Here is a 21,822-nt window from a genome sequence, read left to right as displayed (position 1 = left end):
TTGTTATACTAACTGCTTTTTTTATCTTCGGACTATTCTCTTATACCTAAAAAAATAATGATGATTGACCCTGTTACTGTTAGCCGTTTTTCATGGATGCTATTATTACTTTTTGTACTGAGTATTCCATCCACTTTTGCGCAAATTAATTTTACCGGAACCACCAATAATGCCACCCTGGGCCAGACAAGCTGGGTCAAAGCGGGAACGCTTACCTTGCAGCAAGGAGGGGCCGATGCTGTAATAACGATTTATGGAGGGAATGGTTTCAATGCAGGCCTGGATCAGATGGGATATACAGAATTGGTAATCAGAACGAGCAACGGAAGTAGTTTAGTGAATGGTTTTGCCTTTTCAGCTTATGCTACACGAACCGGTCGATCAATAGCGGGTGTTACGGCTATCCGTATTCTACCCAATGCCGCCGGTACGGCTGCCACCGCCTATGATGTTTATTTTAGTAATGGCAGCTATATTGGCATGGGTGTTTACCATGTATTAAGTGCCTATGGGAGCTGGGCACACAGCATGACCGCTGCCGCAGATCCCGGCACCACCGCTTACGAGGTACCGTTTGAATCCCGGACCCTCAATGATACCTACCTGGCCAATTCCTTGTTTGTATCCAATGCCACCGGAAACGTAGGTATCGGTACTTTTACACCTAAAGCCAAACTAGCCGTATATGGCGATATTCTCGCCACCAAAATAAAGGTTAGCCAAACCGGCTGGCCGGATTATGTATTTGGAAAAGATTATCACCTGCCCCGCATTGCAGAATTGGAACAGTATGTCCTGACACATCAGCATTTGCCTGAAATTCCTTCTGCAAAAGAAGTTGCAGACAATGGGCTCGACCTAGGAGATATCAATAAAAAACTGCTGCAGAAAATTGAAGAGCTGAGCTTGTACATTATACAGCTTGATAAAAAGAATAAGTCGCTGGAAGAAAGATTAGAGAAAGTGGAACAGACCACGAACAAACACTAGCTACTGTCTGGAAAAATATCGCCTGGAAATGCTCCAGGCGATACTTTTTTGTAAATGTAGCATCCTATAGGAAAATTGCCGGGCAGTGGTCGTTGCTGGCGCCGTATTGTGGCGCCAGCAAAGACCACTGCGATTTCATGCCATGCAAGAAAGAATTCTTTTATGAAAGTTAATATCTTCGTTCCCGTTTAAAGCGGGTAATATATGAAACAACTGCGGCCGGTTATGTTTGTGGGTACTGCCTCTGATGTAGGCAAGAGCGTGATCACTGTGGGATTTTGCCGTATATTTAAACAGGATGGCTATACGCCGGCGCCGTTTAAGGCGCAGAATATGTCGCTCAACAGCTATGCTACGCCCGAAGGCTTCGAAATAGGCCGTGCACAGGCCGTACAGGCAGAAGCGGCAGGCATTCCCTGTCACACAGATATGAACCCGGTACTGCTCAAACCTACTACCGATAAAACCGCCCAGCTGGTGCTGCATGGCAAACCCGCCGGTAACCAATCGGCCTGGGAATATTTCATGGAAGATGATAAACGTGCTTTGTTCGACGAGGTAAAGCAGGCATTTAACCGCCTCTCGCAACGGTTTAACCCGGTAGTGATGGAAGGCGCCGGCAGCATCTCAGAGCTCAACCTGCGGCACCGCGATATCACCAATATGCGCATCGCACTACACGCCGGTGCCGCGGTATACCTCGTAACCGACATCGATCGCGGCGGTATCTTCGGCAGCGTTTACGGCACTATCGCCCTGCTGCCGCTGGAAGAAAGACAATTAATCAAAGGCATCATTATCAATAAATTCCGCGGCGATATCCGCCTTTTTGCAGAAGGACGTACTATGTTGGAAGATATTACGGGTGTACCGGTAATCGGCGTGCTGCCTTACTTTCATGATATTCATATCGAAGAAGAAGACTCCTTGGGACTATCGTTGAAACAAAAAGGATGGAACACCGGCCGCATTAATATTGCGATAGTTTTATTGCGGCATATGTCTAACTTTACGGACTTTGATGCCCTGGAGAAAGATGAACGGGTAAATCTCTTTTATACAGACAACCCGGCTGTATTAGCTGAAGCAGATATCATTATTTTGCCGGGAAGTAAAAATACAATTGGCGACCTGGTGGCGATAAGGAACAATGGCACCGCTGCTGCTGTAACGGAAGCGTACAAACGAAATAAGGTAGTCATTGGCATTTGCGGAGGCTACCAGATGATGGGATTACAGGTAGCCGACCCGGATGGGGTGGAAGGAGCACCAGCTACCATACCGGGATTGGGTATTTTGCCGGTAACCACGGTACTTACCCCGGAAAAGGTCACCCGGCAACGCAGCTTTTATTACCGTCAGCAAAATAAGTTATGTGAAGGATATGAAATACATATGGGAGATACCAGCTGTGAAAACCGCGCGCCGCTTAATGAATTCACGGATGGCACTACCGATGGGTATTTCCTCCATGCAAAATGCTGGGGCACATACCTGCACGGCATACTTGACAACGATACAGTGGTAAATGATTTACTGGCCCAATGTGGCAAAGATACTGCCGTAAAGGATTTTGACTATCGCGCATTCAAAGAAATACAATATAACAAACTGGCAACACATATCCGTGAACATCTCGATATTCCGGCTGTTTATAAGGCGCTGGAATTATAATTTAATTGCATTATGATACAAGGACACGGGGACGATGGCTACCTGTTTGACCGGCCCATCAAAGCCGACTTCAGCTCCAATGTCTGGTATGGAGGTTTATCCGAAGGGTTAAAAGCACATCTGGCCGGCAAAGTGAGCGATATAGATCATTATCCGGATGCGGGAGGCGTGAAATTGCAAACCCTGCTGGAGAAACAGGCTGGGCTGACTCCCGGTACTGTTATGGTCACCAACGGCGGTACGGAAGCTATTTACCTCGTGGCGCAGGCCTTTACCGGCGCTACTGCCACCATTATAGCGCCTACCTTCGCAGAATATGCCGACGCCTGCAAGCTGTATCGCCACCAGGTGCAATACCTGTTCTGGGACAAGCTGACCCGGGATACCGTTTTTATGACGGATATGGTATTTATCTGTAATCCCAACAATCCAACCGGGCATGCATTCGATGAACAGTCGCTGCAACACCTGGTAAACCGGAATAAACACACCATTTTCATCATTGACGAAGCCTATATCCAGTTCACCCGCGATGCGGCCACCATGTTGCCGCACCTGCACCGTTTGCCGAATGTATTGGTGATACGTTCTCTTACCAAAACCTGTTGTATTCCGGGCTTGAGACTGGGATATCTTGCCGGCAGGAAACAGCTGGTAGACCGGGTGCGGGCGTATAGAATGCCCTGGTCGGTCAATAGCCTGGCCCTGGAGGCAGGCTACTATATTGTAGCGCATCCTGGTCAGTTCCAGCTGCCAACAGATACTTTGCTGGAACAAACTTACCGGTTCCGCGAAAGCATCCGGAAAATGCCGGAGTTCAAAGTCTGGCCCACCCATACGCATTATTTTCTTTTTGAAACATTGACGGGTACTGCTGCGGCGCTGAAGGCCTGGCTGCTCGAAAATCATGGTATTCTTATCCGCGATGCAACCAATTTTTATGGACTGGAACAGGGCCATTGCCGTGTTGCCTGTCGCAGCGTTGCCGACAATACATTACTGACTACTGCTTTGCGCCAATGGACCTTATACTGAAATTCGTATTGCCATTACTGTTAGGGTATCTGCTGGATCTTGTATTAGGAGATCCCCAAAGCTGGCCACACCCGGTAAAAGGCTATGGTAAACTGATTCACTACGGCACACAAAGGCTGAATAAAGGAGGCGCCCGTTTCTGGAAAGGTGCTTTATTGACGGTGGCCAGTTGTACTGCAGTTTATCTCTTTTTTTATGGTATGCAGAAAGCGCTGATGCCATGGCCCCTGGCTTATTACAGTTTCAGCACTATTTTCATCTTTTTTGCATTAGCTAATAAAAGCTTGTTGAAGGAGGGCCGGGAGGTATTTGATGCCCTGCAATACAATGGACTGGAGGCGGGGCGCCAGCGCTTGTCGCGGATCGTAGGTCGGGACACCACCGAGCTGACACCCGACCAGGTGCGGATAGCGGTGATGGAGTCGATGTCGGAAAACCTGAGCGATGGGGTAGTGGCGCCATTGTGCTTTTATGCGGTACTGGGGCTCCCTGGTATGATGATGTATAAAATGATCAATACCCTCGACTCGATGATTGGTTATAAGAACGAAAAATACCTGCATTTCGGGCGCTTTGCTGCGAGACTGGATGATGTAGCCAATTACATTCCTGCGCGCCTTACCGCCGGGTTGATGATCATTTTGTATGGCAGCAGCCGTGCCTGGTATTTCGTCGTAAAATATGGCGCCGCACATACCAGTCCCAATGCAGGATACCCTGAAGCCGCGTTAGCGGGCATTCTCGATTGCCGTTTCGGTGGTCCTAACACTTACCAGGGAAAGCTGGTAGATAAGCCGTATATCGGGGAAAATGACCGCAGCATTGCCCATGAAGAATTCCGGACTGTAGCGCTCCTGAATCATGCCGTGACCTTTACGGTGGTGATTTGTATCGCCGCCATAAAATACTACCTGCTGTGGCAGGTACAACAAGCGGGGTAGTATTTTGTAGGGGTACGCCGGGCAGGGGTTTTCATAGTCTTTAAAATCAGGGGTGTAAACAGTGATGAGAGGCCGGCTAAATACCTTGATGGCTGCTGGGCTGTTGCCCACTCCTGGGCCGCGAATTGTTAATTTCCATGTAAAGACATTTATAGGTTCTGTAATTGTAATCATCATTTGAATACGGGTGCAAGGTAAAAGGAGTCATCCAGGGGAAAAGGGGGGAACCTATATCCGCGGCGATATTTTATATATTCGACGGATTTGGAAAGATGCCATCAAATGTTTTTATCTTCGCGGCCACCTGAGGGAAGGTTGTTTACGGGCAGGAAATCCGGTGGAAATTGGTACTCCTGGCCATGTAACGTGTAGTGTAAACGTAAAGTAGTGATATGATTCAACAAACTAAGATCAGTGTTTTGAGTTGCGGCTGGCTCGGAAAACCGTTGGCTCTGCATCTGCAGGCAGCAGGTTACAGCATAAAAGGAGCCAGAACCTCGGCTGCCGGCGTTAGGGAGCTGGAAGCGCTGGGATTGGAGGCCTACGAAATAATGTTGTCTGGAGAGGTGTTGTCTGGCCCCGATGTCTTCTGGGATGCAGATATCCTCATTGTGAATATCCCACCCCGCAAGGAAAGAGGAAAAGAAGCACATATCGCCGAAATAGCCCTGCTGCGCAGTTTTGTTGAAACAACCGCTATCCGTAAAGTATTATTTGTGAGTTCTACTTCCGTATACGCCGATATCAACGGGCTGGTGACGGAAGACAACGAGGAAACGCCAGATACCCCCAATGGACAGGCGTTAAAGGCGGTGGAAGCTCTGTTGATGGAGTCGCCCGTATTTGAAACCACCGTGCTGCGTTTCGGAGGCCTGATCGGTTACGACCGGGTACCAGACGAACGCCGGTTGCTGGAAGGGAAGCGGGTAAACGAACAACCGATGAATGTCATTCACCGGGATGATTGTATTGGCGTTATCCAAATGGTGATTGAGAAAGAGGCCTGGGGAGAAGTATTCAATGCCTGTGCTACCCGGCATCCATTGCGCTGCGCCTACTACAAGGCGGCTGCACAGGCCATAGGACTGCAATTGCCGCGGCGCATGCCCGCCGAAGAGCAACCCTATAAAATAGTGGGGTCCAGTAAACTGAGAAATAAGCTGGGCTATACTTTTATCTACGATGACCCACTGCTGATTTTTAATCAACCCTCCAGACAGGTATAGGTAGTTTTTCGTCAGTTGCACGTCCACAGGCCGGTGTACCGGGAAAAGCGCAGGAATACCGCGGTAGGCATCTCCGGAGAAATAAAAATAATTGTTTACATATATTAAAATCACTATATTGTAAGACCTCTGCCAGTTACTATGCCAACGGAGAGGCGTATTCAACCATATATTGATCACTACCTAAACCTGAAAAAAGCCGTGAATCTCCTGTTACTTAGCCTGTTTGCCATAGCAATCTGGCTGATGTTCTCCCTCTACCGGGATCACAATCGCAAAAAGGTTGCATTTATGACACCCGTAAGATCTGCGAACATCGTGAAAATCCATAGCTATAAATCTTTCGGTATCCTTGCCACGATCCGGTTTAAAGACTCGCTGACGCCGCAGATAGGCGACCGTTTACATGAAGAAGGAAATATCTACCAGATAACCGGGGTGGTAATACCCGACCCGGTAGAGGAACATCCTAAAGATACCTGGGACTGCCGGTTGGTAAAAATGTAAGCGATGGAATACCTCAAGATATCCTGGCTGCATCCTTTTAAAGATGAACCCGAACTCCTGTATAGCGAAATCGATGCCCAGCGCTTTGAAAGCCGGAAAATAGAGATATACCCGGATGGTAGCTTCGGCATTGCCAGCCCCCAGTTTCATTTTGGCGGCACCGCTTTATCAGGCCTGGTAATACCCGAAATAGAAGAATTTTCGGCAGACACCCAGTTGATCTCTGAACAGATTTCAGCAGCCGAATTTGAAGGGATCTGGAACAAATATTTTAATTTTTTGTCCTGACATTGCTGGTCTGCGATTTGCGCTAAGATCTCTTAAAAAAGGGATCTTATGAATGCTTTTATGATTAAAACAACCGGCGGCCGGTTTTATGTAAGACCTTGTACGCATGGGCGTTTCCTGGTGGATGTAGACGGGGAGGAGGTTGCCATGGAAAAAGATGAAGATGGATATGTGCGGGCGCCCGGCGCTACCGACAGCGGACACCGGTTGGATATGCGATTGCTGAACAATATTGCGGAACAAATTGCCAGGCAAACAGCGTAATAAATCCACAATCTGGGGTCAGGCGAAGTCGGCAAATGCCTGTAGGTATTTGTCGATATAAACTGCCTTGGTTTTGGATTTGTACTGCATCACAAACCTGGGGTGTTCCAGTGGAACCACTTTTTTGAAAAAGTGTTCCTTGTCGTTCAGGGCCTGCAAAAAGGCCGCGTTCTTGCCTGTTCCCATCACATAACAGATTTCCCGGCTGATATTCCATTCCAGCTGTTTTTTCAGGCTTTTGATAATAAAGTCGTAGGCGGCTTTGGTCAGTGCGGTACTGTCATAATAATTATAGTTGATTTCCTTGCCTCCAGGCTGTACAGCGGTAAATCCTAACGGGCATACGGAGCTGATATAAAATTGCTGGTAGAACTTCTTCACGCCGCCATAAGCATCAATCACATCATATATAAATACAGAAGAGGGTTCATGGGTTTTCAGCCCCTGAATTTCAATACCGCACTTCTCCCACATCCTTTTGGTATCTGTAAAAGGTACGCCGGTAGCGCCGGAGCCCAGCCGGCCAGGGTTGATACCCAGGATTAGCTGCCGGGGCTTTTTATCGTCGTAAAATTTTTTATAAAACTGCGTCATAATATCCATAATGCCAGGGCCCTCTTTAAAGGGATTCATGACACGGATACCAGCGGGTAACTTACCAGGAAAATGCAGATGGCTGTTGAAGTTAATAATCTGATCGGCGATAGTCATGCTGCAATTTAGACCATTTGGCGATGCCTGGTTATTTTTTCCAGGATATCTTCTTCGCGGTAAGGCTTCATAATATAATCGTTTAGCCCTGAACGTAAGTACAACGAAATATCATCTTCCATTACGTTGCCCGTAATGGCGATAATGGTTACGCTGGCTTTTTTCTTGTCGGGCAGTTCACGGATCATGGCGGTGAGCATCAGCCCGTCGATACCAGGAAGATCAATGTCGGTAAGGATAAAATCGAAGGCTTCACGCTGGTATACTTCCAGGGCTTCTTCTGCAGAAGAAACAATGTGGAAGGAAGCCTGCATTCTGTTGAGCATCAGCGCCAACAGTTTCTGGTTAAGGATACTGTCTTCTACCACCAGTAATCGGATTCCTGCAGGAATGGTGGCATTGGTAGGTGTATTACTCACGGGGGCGATAATTTTTTTGGTAGCCGGAGATGCGGGCATCGCCTGGTACCGGATTTCAAAATAAAAAGTGGTGCCTTTACCTGGAAGGCTCTCCACATGAATTTTACCGTTATGCAGATCGATGATTTTCTTTGTAATGTGTAATCCCAATCCGCTTCCTTTATGATGATGGTTATTTCCCTGAGAGAAAGCGTTGAATAACAAAGGTAGTTCTTTATGGGAAATACCAGGGCCAGTATCTTTTACACTTACCTGCAACAGGTTGTTGTCACGCATATGCGCCGTAACGGTAATGTTCCCTTTTTCGGTAAACTTAATGGCGTTCGCTACCAGGTTGATCAATACCTGTTTCAGCCTGAAATCGTCGCCTATTACCTGTAAGGTGCTGGGGAAATAGATGTTAACGACCAGGGGCAGTGACTTCATTTCGGCCTGGATGGACAAGGCCTGGCATACCTCTTCGATGGCAGTGCGGGGTGCAAATTTTTCCTGGCGCAACACGGGAGTAACGCTTTCCATCTGCGTGTAGTCCAATACGTTATTGACGACCTGCAACAGCATTTGTGCCGAATGACGCAGGGCGGATATGTTTTCGGGCGACTGGTCCCGCTCCAGCTGGGAGGAAAACCCGAGTATCGACTGCACCGGCGTACGGATCTCATGACTCACCGTGGCCGCAAAATCACTTTTCTGCTGGGCAAATTTCTCTGCCTGTTGCTTGGCCTTTAACAAAGCAAGGTCGTATCGGTACAGGCGGATAATGCCATAGATCACAATGCCTACCATCAGCAGTATCAGGGGGATCTCCCAGGAGTTATGCTTGTCGAGCCGGTACAGCGAATGGTCGATATCCTGCCCAAGCTGCAGCCGCCGTTTGTCCGTTTCCGTTGTAATGTTTTGTTTTAGTGCCGCCATCAGGTGGAGCAGCTCGGAAAACAGGCGTTCATTGGCCACCACCAGGGCGTACTCTTTTTGTTTCAGGTTATTATGACTTTCCGTGGCATTCTTTAAAAAGTTAGCATAGGTATCCTGTATCTTTTTCAGTTGCTCTTTCGTAAAAGCCCGGTTGCTGTTGGTATCGCGTTGCACAATGGTTACCTGGCGATTGGTTTGCTGAATGCTGGACTTATTGCTGATCGCATCTTTCAGGCGGCCAAACAACTTTTTCTTCCCCCGGGTGGTGGCTACCTGGGTAGCGACTATCGTGTCTGCTGCCGGTTTTATTTGCGGGAGTTTAATCTGGCTTAACTGCTTTTCAGGAGAAGGAATATCAGTAGTATCCCATACCCGCGACAACTGCAGGAGAGAGTCCACATATTGCCGTGTTTCCAGGAACAGGGATGATTTCCGGGCTTTGTCGGTCATCAGGACTTCCAGTTGCTGCTCATCTTTTTCTGATGTTAGGGCGCTGTCCAGGTGTGCGGTAATGCTATTTAACTGCGAGATATAGGTATGCAGGTATTTGCGGTCGTAAGTGAGGGTATAGATACGAAAATTATTATCGGCGGCATACAACAGCTGTACGGCCTGGTCAATATGACCAACATCGGCTTTAGTGGCAACGAGATGTTTTACAACGATACCCAGTTGTGTTGACTCCTTTTTCTTTAAAAAGAAGATCATGAAAAATGTCATCAGCACCAGTACCATGATGGTTAACACTACGTAACGGGTAAACGTCTTTTTTTCGGGTAATTTGTACATTGTTAGACTATAATAATTGGGTCGGCGGGAGTGGCTTTCCCGGCCAAAGAACGAAAATAGATGATTTTATTTTCCATAACTAATAGATTATCAATTGAAAACAATGAATATGGGTATGTATTTTCGATTGAATTAGCTATATATTAGCAGATTTAATACATTAATATTTTCCATATAATAAAAGCCAGACTTCCCAGCCGATTACCGTTGGTATAATAAATTTTGAATATCTTTTAGTCCTGCAAAATTCAGGCGTGTTTTTGTATTATTATTGCGGTAGTAATATCATCTCCATGCGTCTTATGAGAATCTGCTTAATAAATATCCTGCTGTTATTCATTTTCTTACCGGCCGTTTATAGTCAACCCAGCGCACCAGATCCGCACTACCGGTTCATTGCCGGTCCCTCGCTGCTGCAGGACAGGAATTTCTACCTTTTTACGCTGATGGAGCGTTTACCAGGCCTGCCCGCGCTGCTGGAGAAAGATAGTACGCTGCAGTATATACTTGTTACCTGCCAGGAACGTATAGCTCATCCTATGAGTAAGGAGGCCCCCGCCGAAGCGTTACTGTTTTCGGACGATGCTATCCGGGAGGTAACAGGCGCATTGCTGCGTTTATGGCGGCAGCATCCGGGGGAGCTGGCGCCCTTGTTTCATGAAATGCGCGCCAGTGGCCTATTTCAGCTGTATGCCGGCAAAGGCGATAATGAACTGCTGGAAGCAGCCTGGAAAGATGCCGCCAACGGTATCAACTATATCATTAACGGCTATACGACAGGAAAGGGGCAACGCTATCCGACCATCGATTCCGCCGCATTTTACGTAGAGGCGCCTGCGTATAAGAGCGCGGTGCTGCGATTGGTAGCGAAAGCGGGAGAGAAGAATACTCTTTTCTTTCAACCCTCCCTGCGACTGGCACTGGGGTTGCTCACCCTCAACCGGCGGGAAGAAGCTACCCGTTATGAGCCCTTGTCGGCGCTCAATGCCGCCGCCTGGAAGCAGATAAAGAAAACCGATTGGAGTAAATATACGTATCCGGCCATGGTGATCCTGGGCGCCAGCCCAAAATCGACAGAACGCATCAGCGAAATCGGTAAAAACCGCTGCCGTATGGGCGCCGACTTATACCGTAAAGGACAGGTGCCTTTCATTATTGTATCCGGAGGGCATGTAAGACCGGTGTTCACCAAATTTTCAGAAGGAGTGGAAATGAAAAAATACCTGGTAGAAGAATTGAAAATCCCCGCGTCTGCGGTGCTGGTAGATCCCTATGCGCGGCATACCACCACCAATTTACGTAACGCTGTGCGACTGGCCTGGAGAAGCGGTATGCCGGTCAACAAGCGCATGTTGTGCGTGTCTGATGCCATGCACCTGGTGTATGTAAACAGCCCTGTGTTTGCACAACGCTGTAACACCGAACTAGGTTATGTGCCGGTAGCAAATATCCAGCAAACAGACCTTTACTTTTTGTCATTTATGCCTGATCTCCGCTCCCTGCAGGCTAACGCTATGGACCCACTGGATCCCTGATCGGGGAACGCAATATTTTAATCACTTGTTCGTCTTACTTACATCTACAATTATCATTTATGTCTGAGTCACCTTTGTATACCATCCTCGGCGCAGGAGGTATTATTGCCAATGAACTGGCCACCATACTGGTCAGCAACCAGAAAAGGGTACGCCTCGTGAGTCGCTCCCCTCAATCCATTGCCGGCATCACCGACCTGGTATCTGCAGATATCACCGATGCTGCGCAAACACTCAATGCCGTGAAGGGAAGCGCCGTCGTATTCCTCACAGCGGGACTCAAATATGACATTAAGGTATGGTCCGATGCATGGCCCCGGATCATGAATAATGTTATCGCAGCTTGTAAAGCTACTGGCGCTAAACTGATCTTCTTCGACAACGTATACTCGTACGGGTTAGTAAACGGTCCTATGAAAGAAGATACTCCGTATCAACCCAGCAGTAAAAAAGGGAAGGTACGTGCAGCGATCGCCACCCAATTAATGAACGAAGTAAAAGCGGGGAATATCACCGCTACCATTGCCAGGGCTGCGGATTTCTACGGTCCGGGCGCTGATAAAACCGGCTTCCTCAACCTCCTTATCATCGACAAATTCAAGAATAAAAGCTCCGCGATGTGGCTGGGAAAAGATACCCTCACACATAGTTATACCTTTACGCCGGATGCCGCCAAAGGACTTTACCTGTTGTCGCAGGATGACAGCTCCTGGAACCAGGTGTGGCACCTGCCTACAGCCAGCCCTGCACCCGACGGCAAAGGTTATATGCAGATGATTGCCGCACAAATGGGCGTAAAACCCCGGTACATGAAGCTGGGTGGCTTTATGCTCACGATCTCCGGTTTGTTTGATTCCACCATCCGGGAAATGAAGGAAATGCTTTACCAGAACAATTATCCCTATATATTGGATTCGTCAAAATTTGAAAATCATTTTCATGTTACACCTACGCCTTATGAAGAAGGCATACGTTTAACACTGGCAAAACAATAGTCTACTAATTTTGTAGGAAATAAATTTGGTAATTAAATTTTCTGCCCTATCTTTGCACCAGTTCTTTAAATAGCTTATCAAGAAAGGAGGAGGGAAATGGCCCTGCGAATCCTTAGCAACCATCGCGCGAAAGCGGGAAAGGTGCTGCATCCATCCTGGTAAAGTAACCAGGAAAGATAAGTCAGATTACATGTTTTTAATCGCATTATCATATAATGTAAAAACTCATCTGGCATCCAGGTGAGTTTTTTTTTGCTCCCACCTGCCACTTCTTGATACGCTCATTTAACCGGACCTGTCTAACCAATTTTTCATCAAACTAAAAATCAAACGAAGATGAGCACTATCACCCAATTGATTCATTCTATTCCGGTAGACCCGCAAACAGGCGCTATTGCCGTACCTATTTATCAGACCTCTACTTTTGTACAGGACGCACCCGGCGTTAACAAGGGATATGACTATGCCCGGTCTAACAATCCTACCCGGGAAGCAGCCGAAAAAATTATCGCTCAACTCGAAGGTGGCGCCGCTGCATCTGCCTTTGCCAGCGGACTTGCTGCCATCGATGCGGTGATTAAACTGTTAAAGTCTGGTGATGAAATCGTAGCTGTAGACGATATTTATGGCGGCGCTTTCCGCCTGTTTCATAAGGTGTATGAAAAATTTGGTATCAAAGTAAAATATGTTGATACTTCCGATATACAGACGGTATTCAACGCCATTACACCGGCCACCCGCCTCATCTGGCTGGAAACGCCTACCAACCCAACGCTGAAGATCTCTGACATTGCAGCGATAGGACGCATCGCCAAAGCACATAACTGCCTGTTTTGCGTCGATAATACCTTTGCTTCCCCCATATTACAAAAGCCGTTGCAATTGGGCGCCGACCTCGTCATACACAGCGCTACCAAATACCTCGGGGGCCATAGCGACTTAATTGCCGGCGTGGTTATCTCAAAAACGCCGCAACTGGGTGAAGAAATCAAGTTCTACCAAAATGCCTGTGGAGCCATTCTTTCGCCGTTCGACAGCTTCCTCCTGATCAGGGGCATAGAAACCCTGCCACTGCGCATCAAACAGCATGGCATCAACGCACAGGCATTGGCCGAATACCTGGAGCAACATCCTGCCGTGGAGAAAGTATTTTATCCGGGACTACCATCGCATCCGGGTCATGAGCTGGCAAAGCAGCAGAGCAAAGGATTTGGAGGAATCATTTCTTTCACGCTCAAAGACGATACCACCGAAGCAGCAACCGCTTTCGTAACAGGTACGCACTACTTCAAGCTGGCAGAAAGCCTGGGCGGCATTAAGAGCCTGGTATGTCACCCTGCGGCAATGACCCATAAATCTATTCCTGCTGAAAAGAGAAAGGCGGCAGGTGTAAGCGATAGCCTCATCCGGTTGTCGGTAGGACTGGAAGAAACAGCCGACCTGCTGGCCGACCTGGAACAGGCGTTTAAGAAACTGCCGGTGACCGCCCGCGAAGAAACCGCGTTGTCAGCATAGCGGCTACATTATCGCCCGTGGCATTAAGAATGGTGGCCAGCGGATCTACGAGGGTACCGATAATCATCAGTGGGGGCAAGGCCTCTATCGGGAAGCCGTAGATGCTCATCACCAGCATCTCCCCAATATAACCTCCATTGGGAATACCACCTTCTACAATGCTGGCAATAACGGTAACACCGAGCGCCATCAGGATAATACCCGGTCCGTCGAAGCTCTTGCCAAACATGGCGAATACCACCGCCATCTTGATAATGGAAGAAATACTGGAGCCATCTTTATGCAGGGTGGCTCCCAGGGGAACGACCACGCCGCCTATATCCTCGGGTACGCCCATCGCTTTTACGGCATTGAGATTGGCGGGAATGGTAGCAATGCTGCTACCGGTGCCCACTGCGGTAAGCGTAGGTATAATATTATTTTTCCAGAAGATGCGAATGCCCGGAATACCACCGGCAATGAAGGCATATAAGGTGAAGCCAACAAGAAAATACAGGGAGCCGAAGCCATAATAAATACCCAGGGAATGCGCGTAGGTGCCAAACAATTTTGGACCTACAGTGCCCACCTGGTAAGCGAAATAAGCGCCTAAACCAACAGGCCCCAGATTCATAATTACAATGAGCACATCTTTCATTACCTCGTTGCCGGAATACAAAAACTGCCGGAATGCTTTACCATGCTCGCCTGCGCGCATAGCCGCCAAACCGGTGATGCCTGAAAATATGATAAACGGTAACATATTTTTGCGGGACAATATCTCGTAGAACTCATTTACAGTAAGGAGTTTAACAAGCTGCTCTCCCCAGTTGCCCGGCTGCTCCAGGTTGATATCATGACTCAGCGTTACCTGTTGATGTATCGGGAAAATCCACACTGCCACAATAGTTAAGAAAGCGGAGAGTAGAATGGTAGACAGGAATACCAGCGACATCACACCCAGTATACGCCCCAGCTTATTACCGGCTTCAATATGGGCAATGGCGCTGGCAATACAAAAAAATACCAGCGGTATAATGGCGGTAAATAAAAGGTTCAGGAAGATGTCGGCGATGGGCTTTATCACAACAACTTTTTCACCGAATATAAGCCCTGCGATACTGCCAGCTATAATGCCGGCCAGCAGCGTAACCATGCTGCGGTACGTCTTAAAAAATCCCATGCCTGAAGTTTATAGGGTACAAGTTAACCAAATGTAATTGATCCGTGAACAATCAGGGCTGATTATTGTTTAATGAAATTTGTATCTTAATTTTAGTATATGAAAAGCTGGTTGTTGGGTTTGTTGCTTCCCTTTGCTCTGGTACAGGATAAAACCTATACCGTAGGAGAAGTGATGCGTAATGCCCGCCGGCTGCATAACGATAGCACTACCGTGCAGCTCATCGGCTACTTCACCAAAAAATTGAATAACAATAACTACGTGTTTGAAGACCGTACCGCAGAAATTCACGTAAATGTACCACCCAAATTCCTGCCCGAACGCCCGCTGAGCGATAGGGAAGCGGTAACCATTAAAGTATGGGTAGAATATGAAATGGACAAACCTATTACGTTAACGGTTAACCAGCCGATTAATTAACGGTGAGGACTATATGATTTTTCCCACAAAGGTATAAATGCTCTTCATACTCACCAGGATCACAATCACGGCCACGGCCACCATAATGGTTTTAGCGGAAATTTTATTGGACACCCTGGCAGCAATCGGGGAAGCAATGGCGCTGCCCAATACCAGGCCCAGTACAGCATCCCAGTGTACGTGGGAAAGTACGGTAACAAATGTGAGGGAACTGAGCATGGCAATAAAAAAGCGGGTAGCCTTTACCGTGCCTAAAGAAAAGCGGGGATGTCTGCCACCCGCAATGAGCGAAGATAACACGATAGAGCCCCAGCCTCCGCCTCCAATCGCGTCTATAAATCCGCCGCCAAATCCCAGGAAACCGATACGTTTTATTTTGTTAGTCACTACCTTTTTGCGTTGTGCCTGGATAGCCCGTTTCAGGATCACGATTCCGAGGATTAGGGTATATAAGGATACCAGGGGTTTGGTATACTGGGCATAATGTTCGAGCGAGGATAATAGGTAGGCGCCGATCACCGCGCCCGCAATACCCGGTAATATCAGGAGTTTAAAGAGTTTCTTGTTGACATTTCCCATTCTCAGGTGCATCCAGCCGGCAATGCCGCAACTCAGGATCTCCGAAATATGCACCGCGGTACTGGCCGATGCCGGCGGTATCCCCATCGACAACGAAAAGGTAGTAGACGTAATACCATACGACATGCCGATGGCGCCATCGATCATGGCAAAAATAAACCCGGCAACGAGGAAATAATAGAAAGTAGGAGGAATATCTTCTACATACACGCGAAAATCGGGCGACTGCCACCAGGCAATGCCCAATCCCGTTACCAGGAGCAGTAGTCCGGCCAACCCATATATCCAGCGCTGTTGTCTAAACGTGCTGTTTTCCGTATTGTTGCCGTTTTCTTTTGGCGCTACCGCCTTCGATTCCGCTGTGATAGTGGCTGCAGGGGCAACCAGGGTAGTAGTATCTTTCTCCATTTTTTTGATATGCCTGCCTTAATTCACCACAAAATACATAAACTCTATGAAATAAGTAGACTATTTGCAAAAAAATACCCCGGGAGCGTCAATAAATAAGTTATTCATAAAATAGCAACAACGTATAAAAATTGATTTACCTATATTTGGGGTTGCGAACCAATTTACGAACTACATGCTTTGGCAACTTTTCTGGACCATTATATTAGTGCTTTTAAACGGATTCTTTGTGGCGGCAGAATTTGCCATTGTCAAAGTCCGCTCCTCCCAGATCGCCAGTAAAAGCGGCGCGGGCAAGCGAACCACCGCGGCGGCCAAGAGTATTTTAAGTAACCTCGATGGGTACCTGGCTGCTACCCAGCTGGGTATTACCCTGGCTTCCCTGGGCCTGGGCTGGGTGGGCGAGTCGGTGATGACCACCATCGTACTCACAGTAATGGATAAACTGGGTATTCACATCGCCGAATCTGCCGTACATGTAATCGCAGTAGCCATCGCCTTCACCATTATCACTATCTTACATATCGTTTTCGGGGAACTGGCGCCTAAATCAATGGCCATCCGTAAGCCGCTGCCTACCACGTTGGTGGTTGCCGTTCCGCTAAGGGCGCTGTTCGTCATTTTCCGCCCTTTTATCTGGATGCTCAACGGGTTAGCCAATAGTATTCTCCGCCTGATCGGTATTACCCCGGCGGGGGAGTCTGAAATTCACTCTGAAGAAGAGCTGAAACTGATTATCTCTGAAAGCCAGGAAGGAGGCGCTATCGAAGAAACGGAACGGGAACTGATCCAGAACGTATTTGAATTCGATGACAGCCGGGTAAAGGAAATCCTTACCCACCGCAAAGATATTTCCGCCCTCGACATTAACCTGCCCCTGGCAGAATTGATCGACCAGGTTATCCGCGATGGCTATTCCCGCTACCCCGTATACAGCAACTCCCTCGATCACCTCCAGGGCGTGGTATATACCAAAGATGTGGTAAAAGGTATGCACGAGAAAACGCTGGTCAATATAAAAGATATCATGAAGCCGGTATTTTATGTACCGGATAGCATGAAGATCAAAGACCTCCTGCGTACTTTCCAGTTGCAACGCCTGCAAATGGCCGTTGTAACCAACGAATTTGGCGACACAGAAGGGATTGTAACCATGGAAGATATCCTGGAAGAACTGGTAGGGGATATCCAGGATGAGCACGACCATGAGGCGCCTATCGTGGAACAAAAAGATGGTAACTTTATCGTCAACGCACACGAATACCTGGCCGACATCAATGAGCTGCTGCCTTACCCGCTTCCTGAAAGTGAACATTATGAAACACTTTCCGGTTTAATCAATTACATACATGGTAATATCCCCCGTGAAGGAGAAGTGATCATCATCGAAAACTACGAAGTACTGATCCTGAAAATGTTCCGTAGTTCCGTGGAGAAAGCGAGACTGAAACTGATCCGTTAATATAATTTTTATGGAGAAGAAGATACTGCACGTGCTGGAAGGACGTGAAAAACACATTACCGATACCGAAGTGGTCAGGCAATCGCTGCCCACCATGCAGTTCCGGTTTGCCAGTCCCTTCATCGTGGTACATCATATGCCGGCTAAATATTTTGCCCCGGGATCGCCGGAAGACAGGCTGCATCCGCATCCGCACCGCGGCTTTGCCCCGGTTACCTTTATGCTGCAGGGACAAGGCTTCCATCGCGATAATGCTGGTAATGCTATGACGGTGACTGGTGGGGATGTACAGTGGATGTTTGCCGGTAAAGGCATCCTTCACAGCGAAGGCCCTTCCCCCGAATTCCTGGAAAAGGGCGGTAACTACGAACTGCTGCAATTATGGTTTAATGTACCCGCCGCCCACAAGGGCGAAAATCCCTGGTACCAATACATTAAAGGCGCAGAAATGCCCGCCGTGGCAGTAAAGGAAGGTGTACACCTTACCCTGGTAGGCGGCGACTATGAAGGCAAAAAAGGCCCCCTGAAAAACTATACGCCTATTACCGCTATATGGGGAAAGGTAGATGCCGGCAGCCAGGTGACATTAACGGCTACGTTGGGCTACTGGACTTTATTGTATGTAGTAGATGGAAAAATAAATGTAAACGGAACGGATGTTACCGGGTACCACCTCGTCGTATTTGATAAAGAAGATACCGCCAGCGATATACATATGACCGCTGTTGAAAATACCCGCCTGTTATATCTTTGCGCCGAACCGATCGATGAACCGGTAGCCGCAAAAGATAACTTCGTGATGAATACCGCAGAAGAGGTGGACCAGGCAATAGCAGACTATAAAAACGGCCTATTCGGCACCCTGGAAAAATAGAAAAACTCCTGGCTCTTGCCAGGAGTACTGTACTATAACCATCTTATGCTTATTGAACGCTATCTTTCTTGGGTCTCCAGGTAGTGTCCTTTCCCATTCCTTTCCCTTTTTTCTTCCAATCCTTCTTTTCAGGGTGGTGCTTTTTAGGCATGGTATCCACCGACTGACGCAGAGCGTCTTCGGAAATAACGCTACCGTTAGTTGCTATCGGAGCGGCCTGTGCTGCATGATCCGGGTTTCCTTTAAAGAAAAAGAGCAGCATCAGTATTACGACAAGGCCAATGGTGGCGGGCAGGTTTTTCATAATGCTAAGTATTTTGTTCATGAAAAATGTAGACAGATATCTTGCCAATGCCTCTTGATTTGAGCTAATCCATTGAACATATTCAAGTTATACTTTATCTCAGCTGCCCCAGCCGCAGCTGTTAACTGTGGATATTGCCCGTCAATCAGTGGAACCCGGGTAACACGATTATTCCCACAAACACCCCACAGCCGCGCAAACGACTAGGGCACTGCTTTTGTGTCGCATATAATATTGTTTACTTTAAATCTATTGGCTATGAAGAACGTGAATAGCGCCAACAACCAGCGAAACCGACAACCACATTTACCCAAACCTGAAATCCGTGACCACCTGGATAGCCGCAAGAATGAAGAACAGGAGTTTAAAGGAAATGACGTGACTCATAACAGTAAAGACACCAAAGCACACAAAAACAAAAAACAAGGATGATGGACAGTAAAATAATAATAGGTTGCCTGATAGGGATGGTCGCTCTTTTTTCCTGTAACAGCCCCCTGCAAAATAAAAAGGAGCGGGCAATGCATGATTCCGCCAACGCCCCTCCCGAAGGGAATGCGCCGGAAGATAAAGAGAATGTAGCGAAAGATACCATCTATGAAGGGTATCACATCAGGGTTCGGACGGAAGGGACCAACAATATCAGGAACCTGGTGCTCATCGTCACTGATAAAAAGGATACTACCCGGCAAGACAGCGTAATGGAACGTGATATCAAAGGAATGCTGAAAGACTTGATGATAGCGGACCTGGATAAAGATGGCAAGCCGGAAATTTATTGCTCTACCTTGTCAGAAGGCTCGGGCCATTACGGGAAAATATACGCCTATAACCTGGGCAATAAAATAACTGGCATCAATACCGATGCTATCGATACCATGGAGCTGCCCTCCTACAGAGGAGAAGATACTTTTTATATAAAAGGAGACCGGCTGGTACGCAGTTTCCCGGTGTATAAACCGGATGATCCGGAGGCGCTTACCTCCAATACGAAAGGAATGCTGTTGTATTATCCAAGACGGGAACAGGATACATTGAGAATGGTACAACAGCCGTAGGGAGCAGAAAGTAAAAAGCTATTGTAGCAAATGACCAATGCGATTTATAGATATTCGCTAATATCATTTGCTACAATAGCTTTTTGCTTTCAGTGCTATTTATTATAACGAATAGCTTCCTTATCCCAGCGGGTATAGAAGTATTGCAATGCCTGCTGAAATTGGGTGAAATTCTTGCTGGCCACCTGGCTCCAGCCATCTTCCGCATAGGCTGCCAACCGAGGAAATACCTGGCGATTCATAGATTTTACATCGGGTATCCATTCTCCCCACATCTGGCAACCGGTGCCCAATATCTGTGCATGGTATTTAGGATCCAGTCCGGCGGGAATAGGATCAAAATTATACGCCTTTTCCAGCGAAATGTCCTGGTAGCTGTAGTCCAGGTAGGTGAGTGCATGATAGGAGTTCACTACATCATAGCCTTTGGACACCGCGTCGTTGATCAGGTTTAGTTCGCCTTTCCAGAATTGTACAATGGTGCCTGACGCCAGCTTTTCGGTTACTGTATTGTCTTTGTTGTCGGTATACTCATGCAGTTTGCTACCCATGATTTCATTCCAACCGGTCATCCGGCGGTTTTTTCCCGCCAGGTAGTTGGAAATGCTGTTGGTAAAGGCGATTTGCAGGTCGGCGGGAGAGCTGAGATGATGCGCTTTCATATAGGCATTCACACCGGGATCCGCCTTCCATTGGTCATACCTTACCTCGTCGCCGCCAATATGAATGACCTTAGAGGGGAATAAGGCAATCACTTCCTCCAATACATCCTGCAGGAAGGCAATCACTTTGGGGTCAGATACGTTGAAAACATCGTAATGCACGCCGAAGGTAGTCGGTACTTTGATGGCCTGGTGGGTGGTGCCCAGCCAGGGATAGGCGGCAATGGCGGCGCTGGAATGGCCCGGCATTTCTATTTCCGGGACCACTGTGATATGCCGGTCGGCCGCATATTTGATAATCTCTTTGATCTGCTCTTGAGTGTAATAGCCTTCATGGATTTTGCCATCAAATATTTTGCTGTTCCAGGTGCCTATCTGTGTGGAATCGCGCTTGCCGCCCACCTGCGTCAGCAGCGGATACTTTTTGATTTCTATGCGCCAGCCCTGGTCATCTGTCAGGTGCCAGTGAAACACATTCATCTTCAACAGGGCCATTTCATCCAACAGGCGCTTAACGGTTTCTCCGCCTTTGAAGTAACGGCCTTCGTCTAGCATGAAAGCGCGCCAGCCAAAGCGGGGCTTGTCTTTAATGGCAACGGCATTTATCGTATATACGTTGCCGTTGGTAGTGATTAGCTGGCGAAGGGACTGGGTACCATAGAAGATACCGGTATTAGTGGCGGCGGTAATGTCGACATGATCAGGGGTTACCTGCAACTGATAGCCTTCTTCTCCCAGCTCTTTTTTAAGAGCCGGATTGAGGGAAAGGCGGATGTAATTGTTTTTGGCACTGGGTTTCAGCGGGAGTACCATGCTATAACTCTCCTGTAGGGCCTGTGCCAGGAGATTGGCCTCGCCGGCGCTCTTGCCAGGAATAATGGCAGTGGCGCCGGATAATGTAAAGGTGCCGGTTAACATTTTTACTTCCGATGGCTGCGGAATGATGTTAATGGCATGCCCTGGAGTGGTGCGTGCCGATAGCAACAGCAGGAACGCGCCTGCCAGCGTGGAACGTAGTTTTGACATACAGCAATTTTAATTGTTCACTTGATTAACCGTGATAAAATACAAATAAAATCCCGTGATTTA

General features: G+C 47.8%; 22 protein-coding genes and 1 riboswitch. Of the genes, 16 read left to right on the top strand and 6 right to left on the bottom strand.

The features are described 5' to 3' along the window. Nucleotides 1-57: 57 nt before the first annotated feature. From FHW36_RS26210 to FHW36_RS26175, 8 genes are all read left to right on the top strand, one after another. A complete protein-coding gene (locus tag FHW36_RS26210) occupies nucleotides 58-990 on the top strand; it encodes a hypothetical protein (RefSeq protein WP_145673604.1) in 933 nt (310 codons plus the stop codon). Between the two features lie 204 nt (nucleotides 991-1,194). Then, nucleotides 1,195-2,664 (top strand): cobyric acid synthase, encoded by a 1,470-nt coding sequence (locus FHW36_RS26205; RefSeq protein WP_145673602.1) that lies wholly within the window; start codon nucleotides 1,195-1,197, stop codon nucleotides 2,662-2,664. Nucleotides 2,665-2,676: 12 nt separating this feature from the next. After that, nucleotides 2,677-3,699, top strand: coding sequence for a pyridoxal phosphate-dependent aminotransferase (locus FHW36_RS26200; protein WP_145673599.1), 1,023 nt, complete (start codon nucleotides 2,677-2,679; stop codon nucleotides 3,697-3,699). Further along, entirely contained in the window at nucleotides 3,684-4,640 is a 957-nt protein-coding gene (gene cbiB, locus FHW36_RS26195) for an adenosylcobinamide-phosphate synthase CbiB (RefSeq protein WP_145673596.1), read from the top strand. Before FHW36_RS26200 ends, cbiB begins: the two co-directional genes overlap by 16 nt. A gap of 392 nt (nucleotides 4,641-5,032) precedes the next feature. Beyond that, on the top strand, nucleotides 5,033-5,866 hold the full coding sequence (locus FHW36_RS26190; RefSeq protein WP_145673594.1) for a Rossmann-fold NAD(P)-binding domain-containing protein: 834 nt from the start codon (nucleotides 5,033-5,035) through the stop codon (nucleotides 5,864-5,866). Nucleotides 5,867-6,007: 141 nt separating this feature from the next. Next, nucleotides 6,008-6,373: a hypothetical protein gene (locus FHW36_RS26185; RefSeq protein WP_186452604.1), complete on the top strand. Its 366-nt coding sequence runs from the start codon at nucleotides 6,008-6,010 to the stop codon at nucleotides 6,371-6,373. A gap of 3 nt (nucleotides 6,374-6,376) precedes the next feature. Continuing rightward, nucleotides 6,377-6,661, top strand: a complete 285-nt coding sequence (locus tag FHW36_RS26180; RefSeq protein ID WP_145673589.1) for a DUF6881 domain-containing protein — start codon at nucleotides 6,377-6,379, stop codon at nucleotides 6,659-6,661. 48 nt (nucleotides 6,662-6,709) lie between these two features. Next, a complete protein-coding gene (locus FHW36_RS26175) occupies nucleotides 6,710-6,925 on the top strand; it encodes a hypothetical protein (protein WP_145673587.1) in 216 nt (71 codons plus the stop codon). An 18-nt stretch (nucleotides 6,926-6,943) separates the two neighbouring features. Here the strand turns inward: FHW36_RS26175 and FHW36_RS26170 are convergent, their stop codons facing one another. Together FHW36_RS26170 and FHW36_RS26165 are read right to left on the bottom strand one after the other, a co-directional pair. Further along, on the bottom strand, nucleotides 6,944-7,636 hold the full coding sequence (locus FHW36_RS26170; protein WP_145673585.1) for a uracil-DNA glycosylase family protein: 693 nt from the start codon (nucleotides 7,634-7,636) through the stop codon (nucleotides 6,944-6,946). A gap of 8 nt (nucleotides 7,637-7,644) precedes the next feature. Next, nucleotides 7,645-9,759 carry an ATP-binding protein gene (locus tag FHW36_RS26165; protein WP_145673584.1) on the bottom strand — a complete coding sequence of 705 codons (2,115 nt, stop codon included), beginning with the start codon at nucleotides 9,757-9,759 and terminating at the stop codon, nucleotides 7,645-7,647. Between the two features lie 302 nt (nucleotides 9,760-10,061). Between FHW36_RS26165 and FHW36_RS26160 the strand changes: the two genes are divergently transcribed. The 3 genes from FHW36_RS26160 (at nucleotide 10,062) to FHW36_RS26150 (ending at nucleotide 13,804) form a co-directional block, all read left to right on the top strand. Beyond that, entirely contained in the window at nucleotides 10,062-11,294 is a 1,233-nt protein-coding gene (locus FHW36_RS26160; RefSeq protein ID WP_222429191.1) for a YdcF family protein, read from the top strand. A gap of 59 nt (nucleotides 11,295-11,353) precedes the next feature. Further along, nucleotides 11,354-12,289 (top strand): NAD-dependent epimerase/dehydratase family protein, encoded by a 936-nt coding sequence (locus tag FHW36_RS26155; protein WP_145673579.1) that lies wholly within the window; start codon nucleotides 11,354-11,356, stop codon nucleotides 12,287-12,289. Nucleotides 12,290-12,360: 71 nt separating this feature from the next. Beyond that, nucleotides 12,361-12,472, top strand: a riboswitch (SAM riboswitch). 153 nt (nucleotides 12,473-12,625) lie between these two features. After that, a complete protein-coding gene (locus tag FHW36_RS26150; protein ID WP_145673577.1) occupies nucleotides 12,626-13,804 on the top strand; it encodes a trans-sulfuration enzyme family protein in 1,179 nt (392 codons plus the stop codon). Here FHW36_RS26150 and FHW36_RS26145 read toward each other — a convergent pair. Further along, the gene (locus FHW36_RS26145; protein ID WP_145673575.1) at nucleotides 13,755-14,966 is read right to left on the bottom strand and encodes a dicarboxylate/amino acid:cation symporter; all 1,212 of its coding nucleotides are present in this window, start codon (nucleotides 14,964-14,966) and stop codon (nucleotides 13,755-13,757) included. The two genes, FHW36_RS26150 and FHW36_RS26145, sit on opposite strands and share 50 nt — an antisense overlap. Nucleotides 14,967-15,065: 99 nt before the next feature. On the opposite strand from FHW36_RS26145, the gene FHW36_RS26140 reads away from it, so the two are divergent. Beyond that, the gene (locus FHW36_RS26140; RefSeq protein WP_145673573.1) at nucleotides 15,066-15,386 is read left to right on the top strand and encodes a NirD/YgiW/YdeI family stress tolerance protein; all 321 of its coding nucleotides are present in this window, start codon (nucleotides 15,066-15,068) and stop codon (nucleotides 15,384-15,386) included. Between the two features lie 9 nt (nucleotides 15,387-15,395). Here the strand turns inward: FHW36_RS26140 and FHW36_RS26135 are convergent, their stop codons facing one another. Beyond that, complete coding sequence (locus tag FHW36_RS26135) at nucleotides 15,396-16,373, bottom strand: sulfite exporter TauE/SafE family protein (protein ID WP_145673571.1); 978 nt, start codon at nucleotides 16,371-16,373, stop codon at nucleotides 15,396-15,398. Nucleotides 16,374-16,548: 175 nt separating this feature from the next. On the opposite strand from FHW36_RS26135, the gene FHW36_RS26130 reads away from it, so the two are divergent. After that, nucleotides 16,549-17,835 carry a hemolysin family protein gene (locus tag FHW36_RS26130; protein ID WP_145673569.1) on the top strand — a complete coding sequence of 429 codons (1,287 nt, stop codon included), beginning with the start codon at nucleotides 16,549-16,551 and terminating at the stop codon, nucleotides 17,833-17,835. Nucleotides 17,836-17,845: 10 nt separating this feature from the next. After that, nucleotides 17,846-18,709 carry a pirin family protein gene (locus FHW36_RS26125; protein WP_145673567.1) on the top strand — a complete coding sequence of 288 codons (864 nt, stop codon included), beginning with the start codon at nucleotides 17,846-17,848 and terminating at the stop codon, nucleotides 18,707-18,709. Nucleotides 18,710-18,758: 49 nt separating this feature from the next. On the opposite strand, the gene FHW36_RS26120 is transcribed toward FHW36_RS26125, so the two are convergent. Then, nucleotides 18,759-19,013 (bottom strand): hypothetical protein, encoded by a 255-nt coding sequence (locus tag FHW36_RS26120; RefSeq protein ID WP_145673565.1) that lies wholly within the window; start codon nucleotides 19,011-19,013, stop codon nucleotides 18,759-18,761. A gap of 258 nt (nucleotides 19,014-19,271) precedes the next feature. On the opposite strand from FHW36_RS26120, the gene FHW36_RS30610 reads away from it, so the two are divergent. Further along, a complete protein-coding gene (locus FHW36_RS30610) occupies nucleotides 19,272-19,445 on the top strand; it encodes a hypothetical protein (protein WP_186452603.1) in 174 nt (57 codons plus the stop codon). Then, nucleotides 19,445-20,071 (top strand): PliI family lysozyme inhibitor of I-type lysozyme, encoded by a 627-nt coding sequence (locus tag FHW36_RS26115; RefSeq protein ID WP_145673563.1) that lies wholly within the window; start codon nucleotides 19,445-19,447, stop codon nucleotides 20,069-20,071. Before FHW36_RS30610 ends, FHW36_RS26115 begins: the two co-directional genes overlap by 1 nt. 95 nt (nucleotides 20,072-20,166) lie before the next feature. On the opposite strand, the gene FHW36_RS26110 is transcribed toward FHW36_RS26115, so the two are convergent. Further along, nucleotides 20,167-21,759: a beta-N-acetylhexosaminidase gene (locus tag FHW36_RS26110; protein WP_145673561.1), complete on the bottom strand. Its 1,593-nt coding sequence runs from the start codon at nucleotides 21,757-21,759 to the stop codon at nucleotides 20,167-20,169. Nucleotides 21,760-21,822 lie beyond the last annotated feature (63 nt).

It is taken from the genome of Chitinophaga polysaccharea, from assembly GCF_007829335.1.
Classification (GTDB): Bacteria; Bacteroidota; Bacteroidia; order Chitinophagales; family Chitinophagaceae; genus Chitinophaga; species Chitinophaga polysaccharea_B.
The sequence above is the reverse complement of the archived record's forward strand: the minus strand, read 5'-3'. Positions and strand labels throughout refer to the sequence as shown.

Excerpts from the sequence above, each read along its gene's own strand:
- FHW36_RS26210 (WP_145673604.1), top strand. The coding sequence starts at position 58 with ATGATGATTGACCCTGTTACTGTTAGCCGTTTTTCATGGATGCTATTA.
- FHW36_RS26205 (WP_145673602.1), top strand. The coding sequence starts at position 1,195 with ATGAAACAACTGCGGCCGGTTATGTTTGTGGGTACTGCCTCTGATGTA.
- FHW36_RS26200 (WP_145673599.1), top strand. The coding sequence starts at position 2,677 with ATGATACAAGGACACGGGGACGATGGCTACCTGTTTGACCGGCCCATC.
- cbiB (WP_145673596.1), top strand. The coding sequence starts at position 3,684 with ATGGACCTTATACTGAAATTCGTATTGCCATTACTGTTAGGGTATCTG.
- FHW36_RS26190 (WP_145673594.1), top strand. The coding sequence starts at position 5,033 with ATGATTCAACAAACTAAGATCAGTGTTTTGAGTTGCGGCTGGCTCGGA.
- FHW36_RS26185 (WP_186452604.1), top strand. The coding sequence starts at position 6,008 with ATGCCAACGGAGAGGCGTATTCAACCATATATTGATCACTACCTAAAC.
- FHW36_RS26180 (WP_145673589.1), top strand. The coding sequence starts at position 6,377 with ATGGAATACCTCAAGATATCCTGGCTGCATCCTTTTAAAGATGAACCC.
- FHW36_RS26175 (WP_145673587.1), top strand. The coding sequence starts at position 6,710 with ATGAATGCTTTTATGATTAAAACAACCGGCGGCCGGTTTTATGTAAGA.
- FHW36_RS26170 (WP_145673585.1), bottom strand. The coding sequence starts at position 7,636 with ATGACTATCGCCGATCAGATTATTAACTTCAACAGCCATCTGCATTTT.
- FHW36_RS26165 (WP_145673584.1), bottom strand. The coding sequence starts at position 9,759 with ATGTACAAATTACCCGAAAAAAAGACGTTTACCCGTTACGTAGTGTTA.
- FHW36_RS26160 (WP_222429191.1), top strand. The coding sequence starts at position 10,062 with ATGAGAATCTGCTTAATAAATATCCTGCTGTTATTCATTTTCTTACCG.
- FHW36_RS26155 (WP_145673579.1), top strand. The coding sequence starts at position 11,354 with ATGTCTGAGTCACCTTTGTATACCATCCTCGGCGCAGGAGGTATTATT.
- FHW36_RS26150 (WP_145673577.1), top strand. The coding sequence starts at position 12,626 with ATGAGCACTATCACCCAATTGATTCATTCTATTCCGGTAGACCCGCAA.
- FHW36_RS26145 (WP_145673575.1), bottom strand. The coding sequence starts at position 14,966 with ATGGGATTTTTTAAGACGTACCGCAGCATGGTTACGCTGCTGGCCGGC.
- FHW36_RS26140 (WP_145673573.1), top strand. The coding sequence starts at position 15,066 with ATGAAAAGCTGGTTGTTGGGTTTGTTGCTTCCCTTTGCTCTGGTACAG.
- FHW36_RS26135 (WP_145673571.1), bottom strand. The coding sequence starts at position 16,373 with ATGGAGAAAGATACTACTACCCTGGTTGCCCCTGCAGCCACTATCACA.
- FHW36_RS26130 (WP_145673569.1), top strand. The coding sequence starts at position 16,549 with ATGCTTTGGCAACTTTTCTGGACCATTATATTAGTGCTTTTAAACGGA.
- FHW36_RS26125 (WP_145673567.1), top strand. The coding sequence starts at position 17,846 with ATGGAGAAGAAGATACTGCACGTGCTGGAAGGACGTGAAAAACACATT.
- FHW36_RS26120 (WP_145673565.1), bottom strand. The coding sequence starts at position 19,013 with ATGAAAAACCTGCCCGCCACCATTGGCCTTGTCGTAATACTGATGCTG.
- FHW36_RS30610 (WP_186452603.1), top strand. The coding sequence starts at position 19,272 with ATGAAGAACGTGAATAGCGCCAACAACCAGCGAAACCGACAACCACAT.
- FHW36_RS26115 (WP_145673563.1), top strand. The coding sequence starts at position 19,445 with ATGGACAGTAAAATAATAATAGGTTGCCTGATAGGGATGGTCGCTCTT.
- FHW36_RS26110 (WP_145673561.1), bottom strand. The coding sequence starts at position 21,759 with ATGTCAAAACTACGTTCCACGCTGGCAGGCGCGTTCCTGCTGTTGCTA.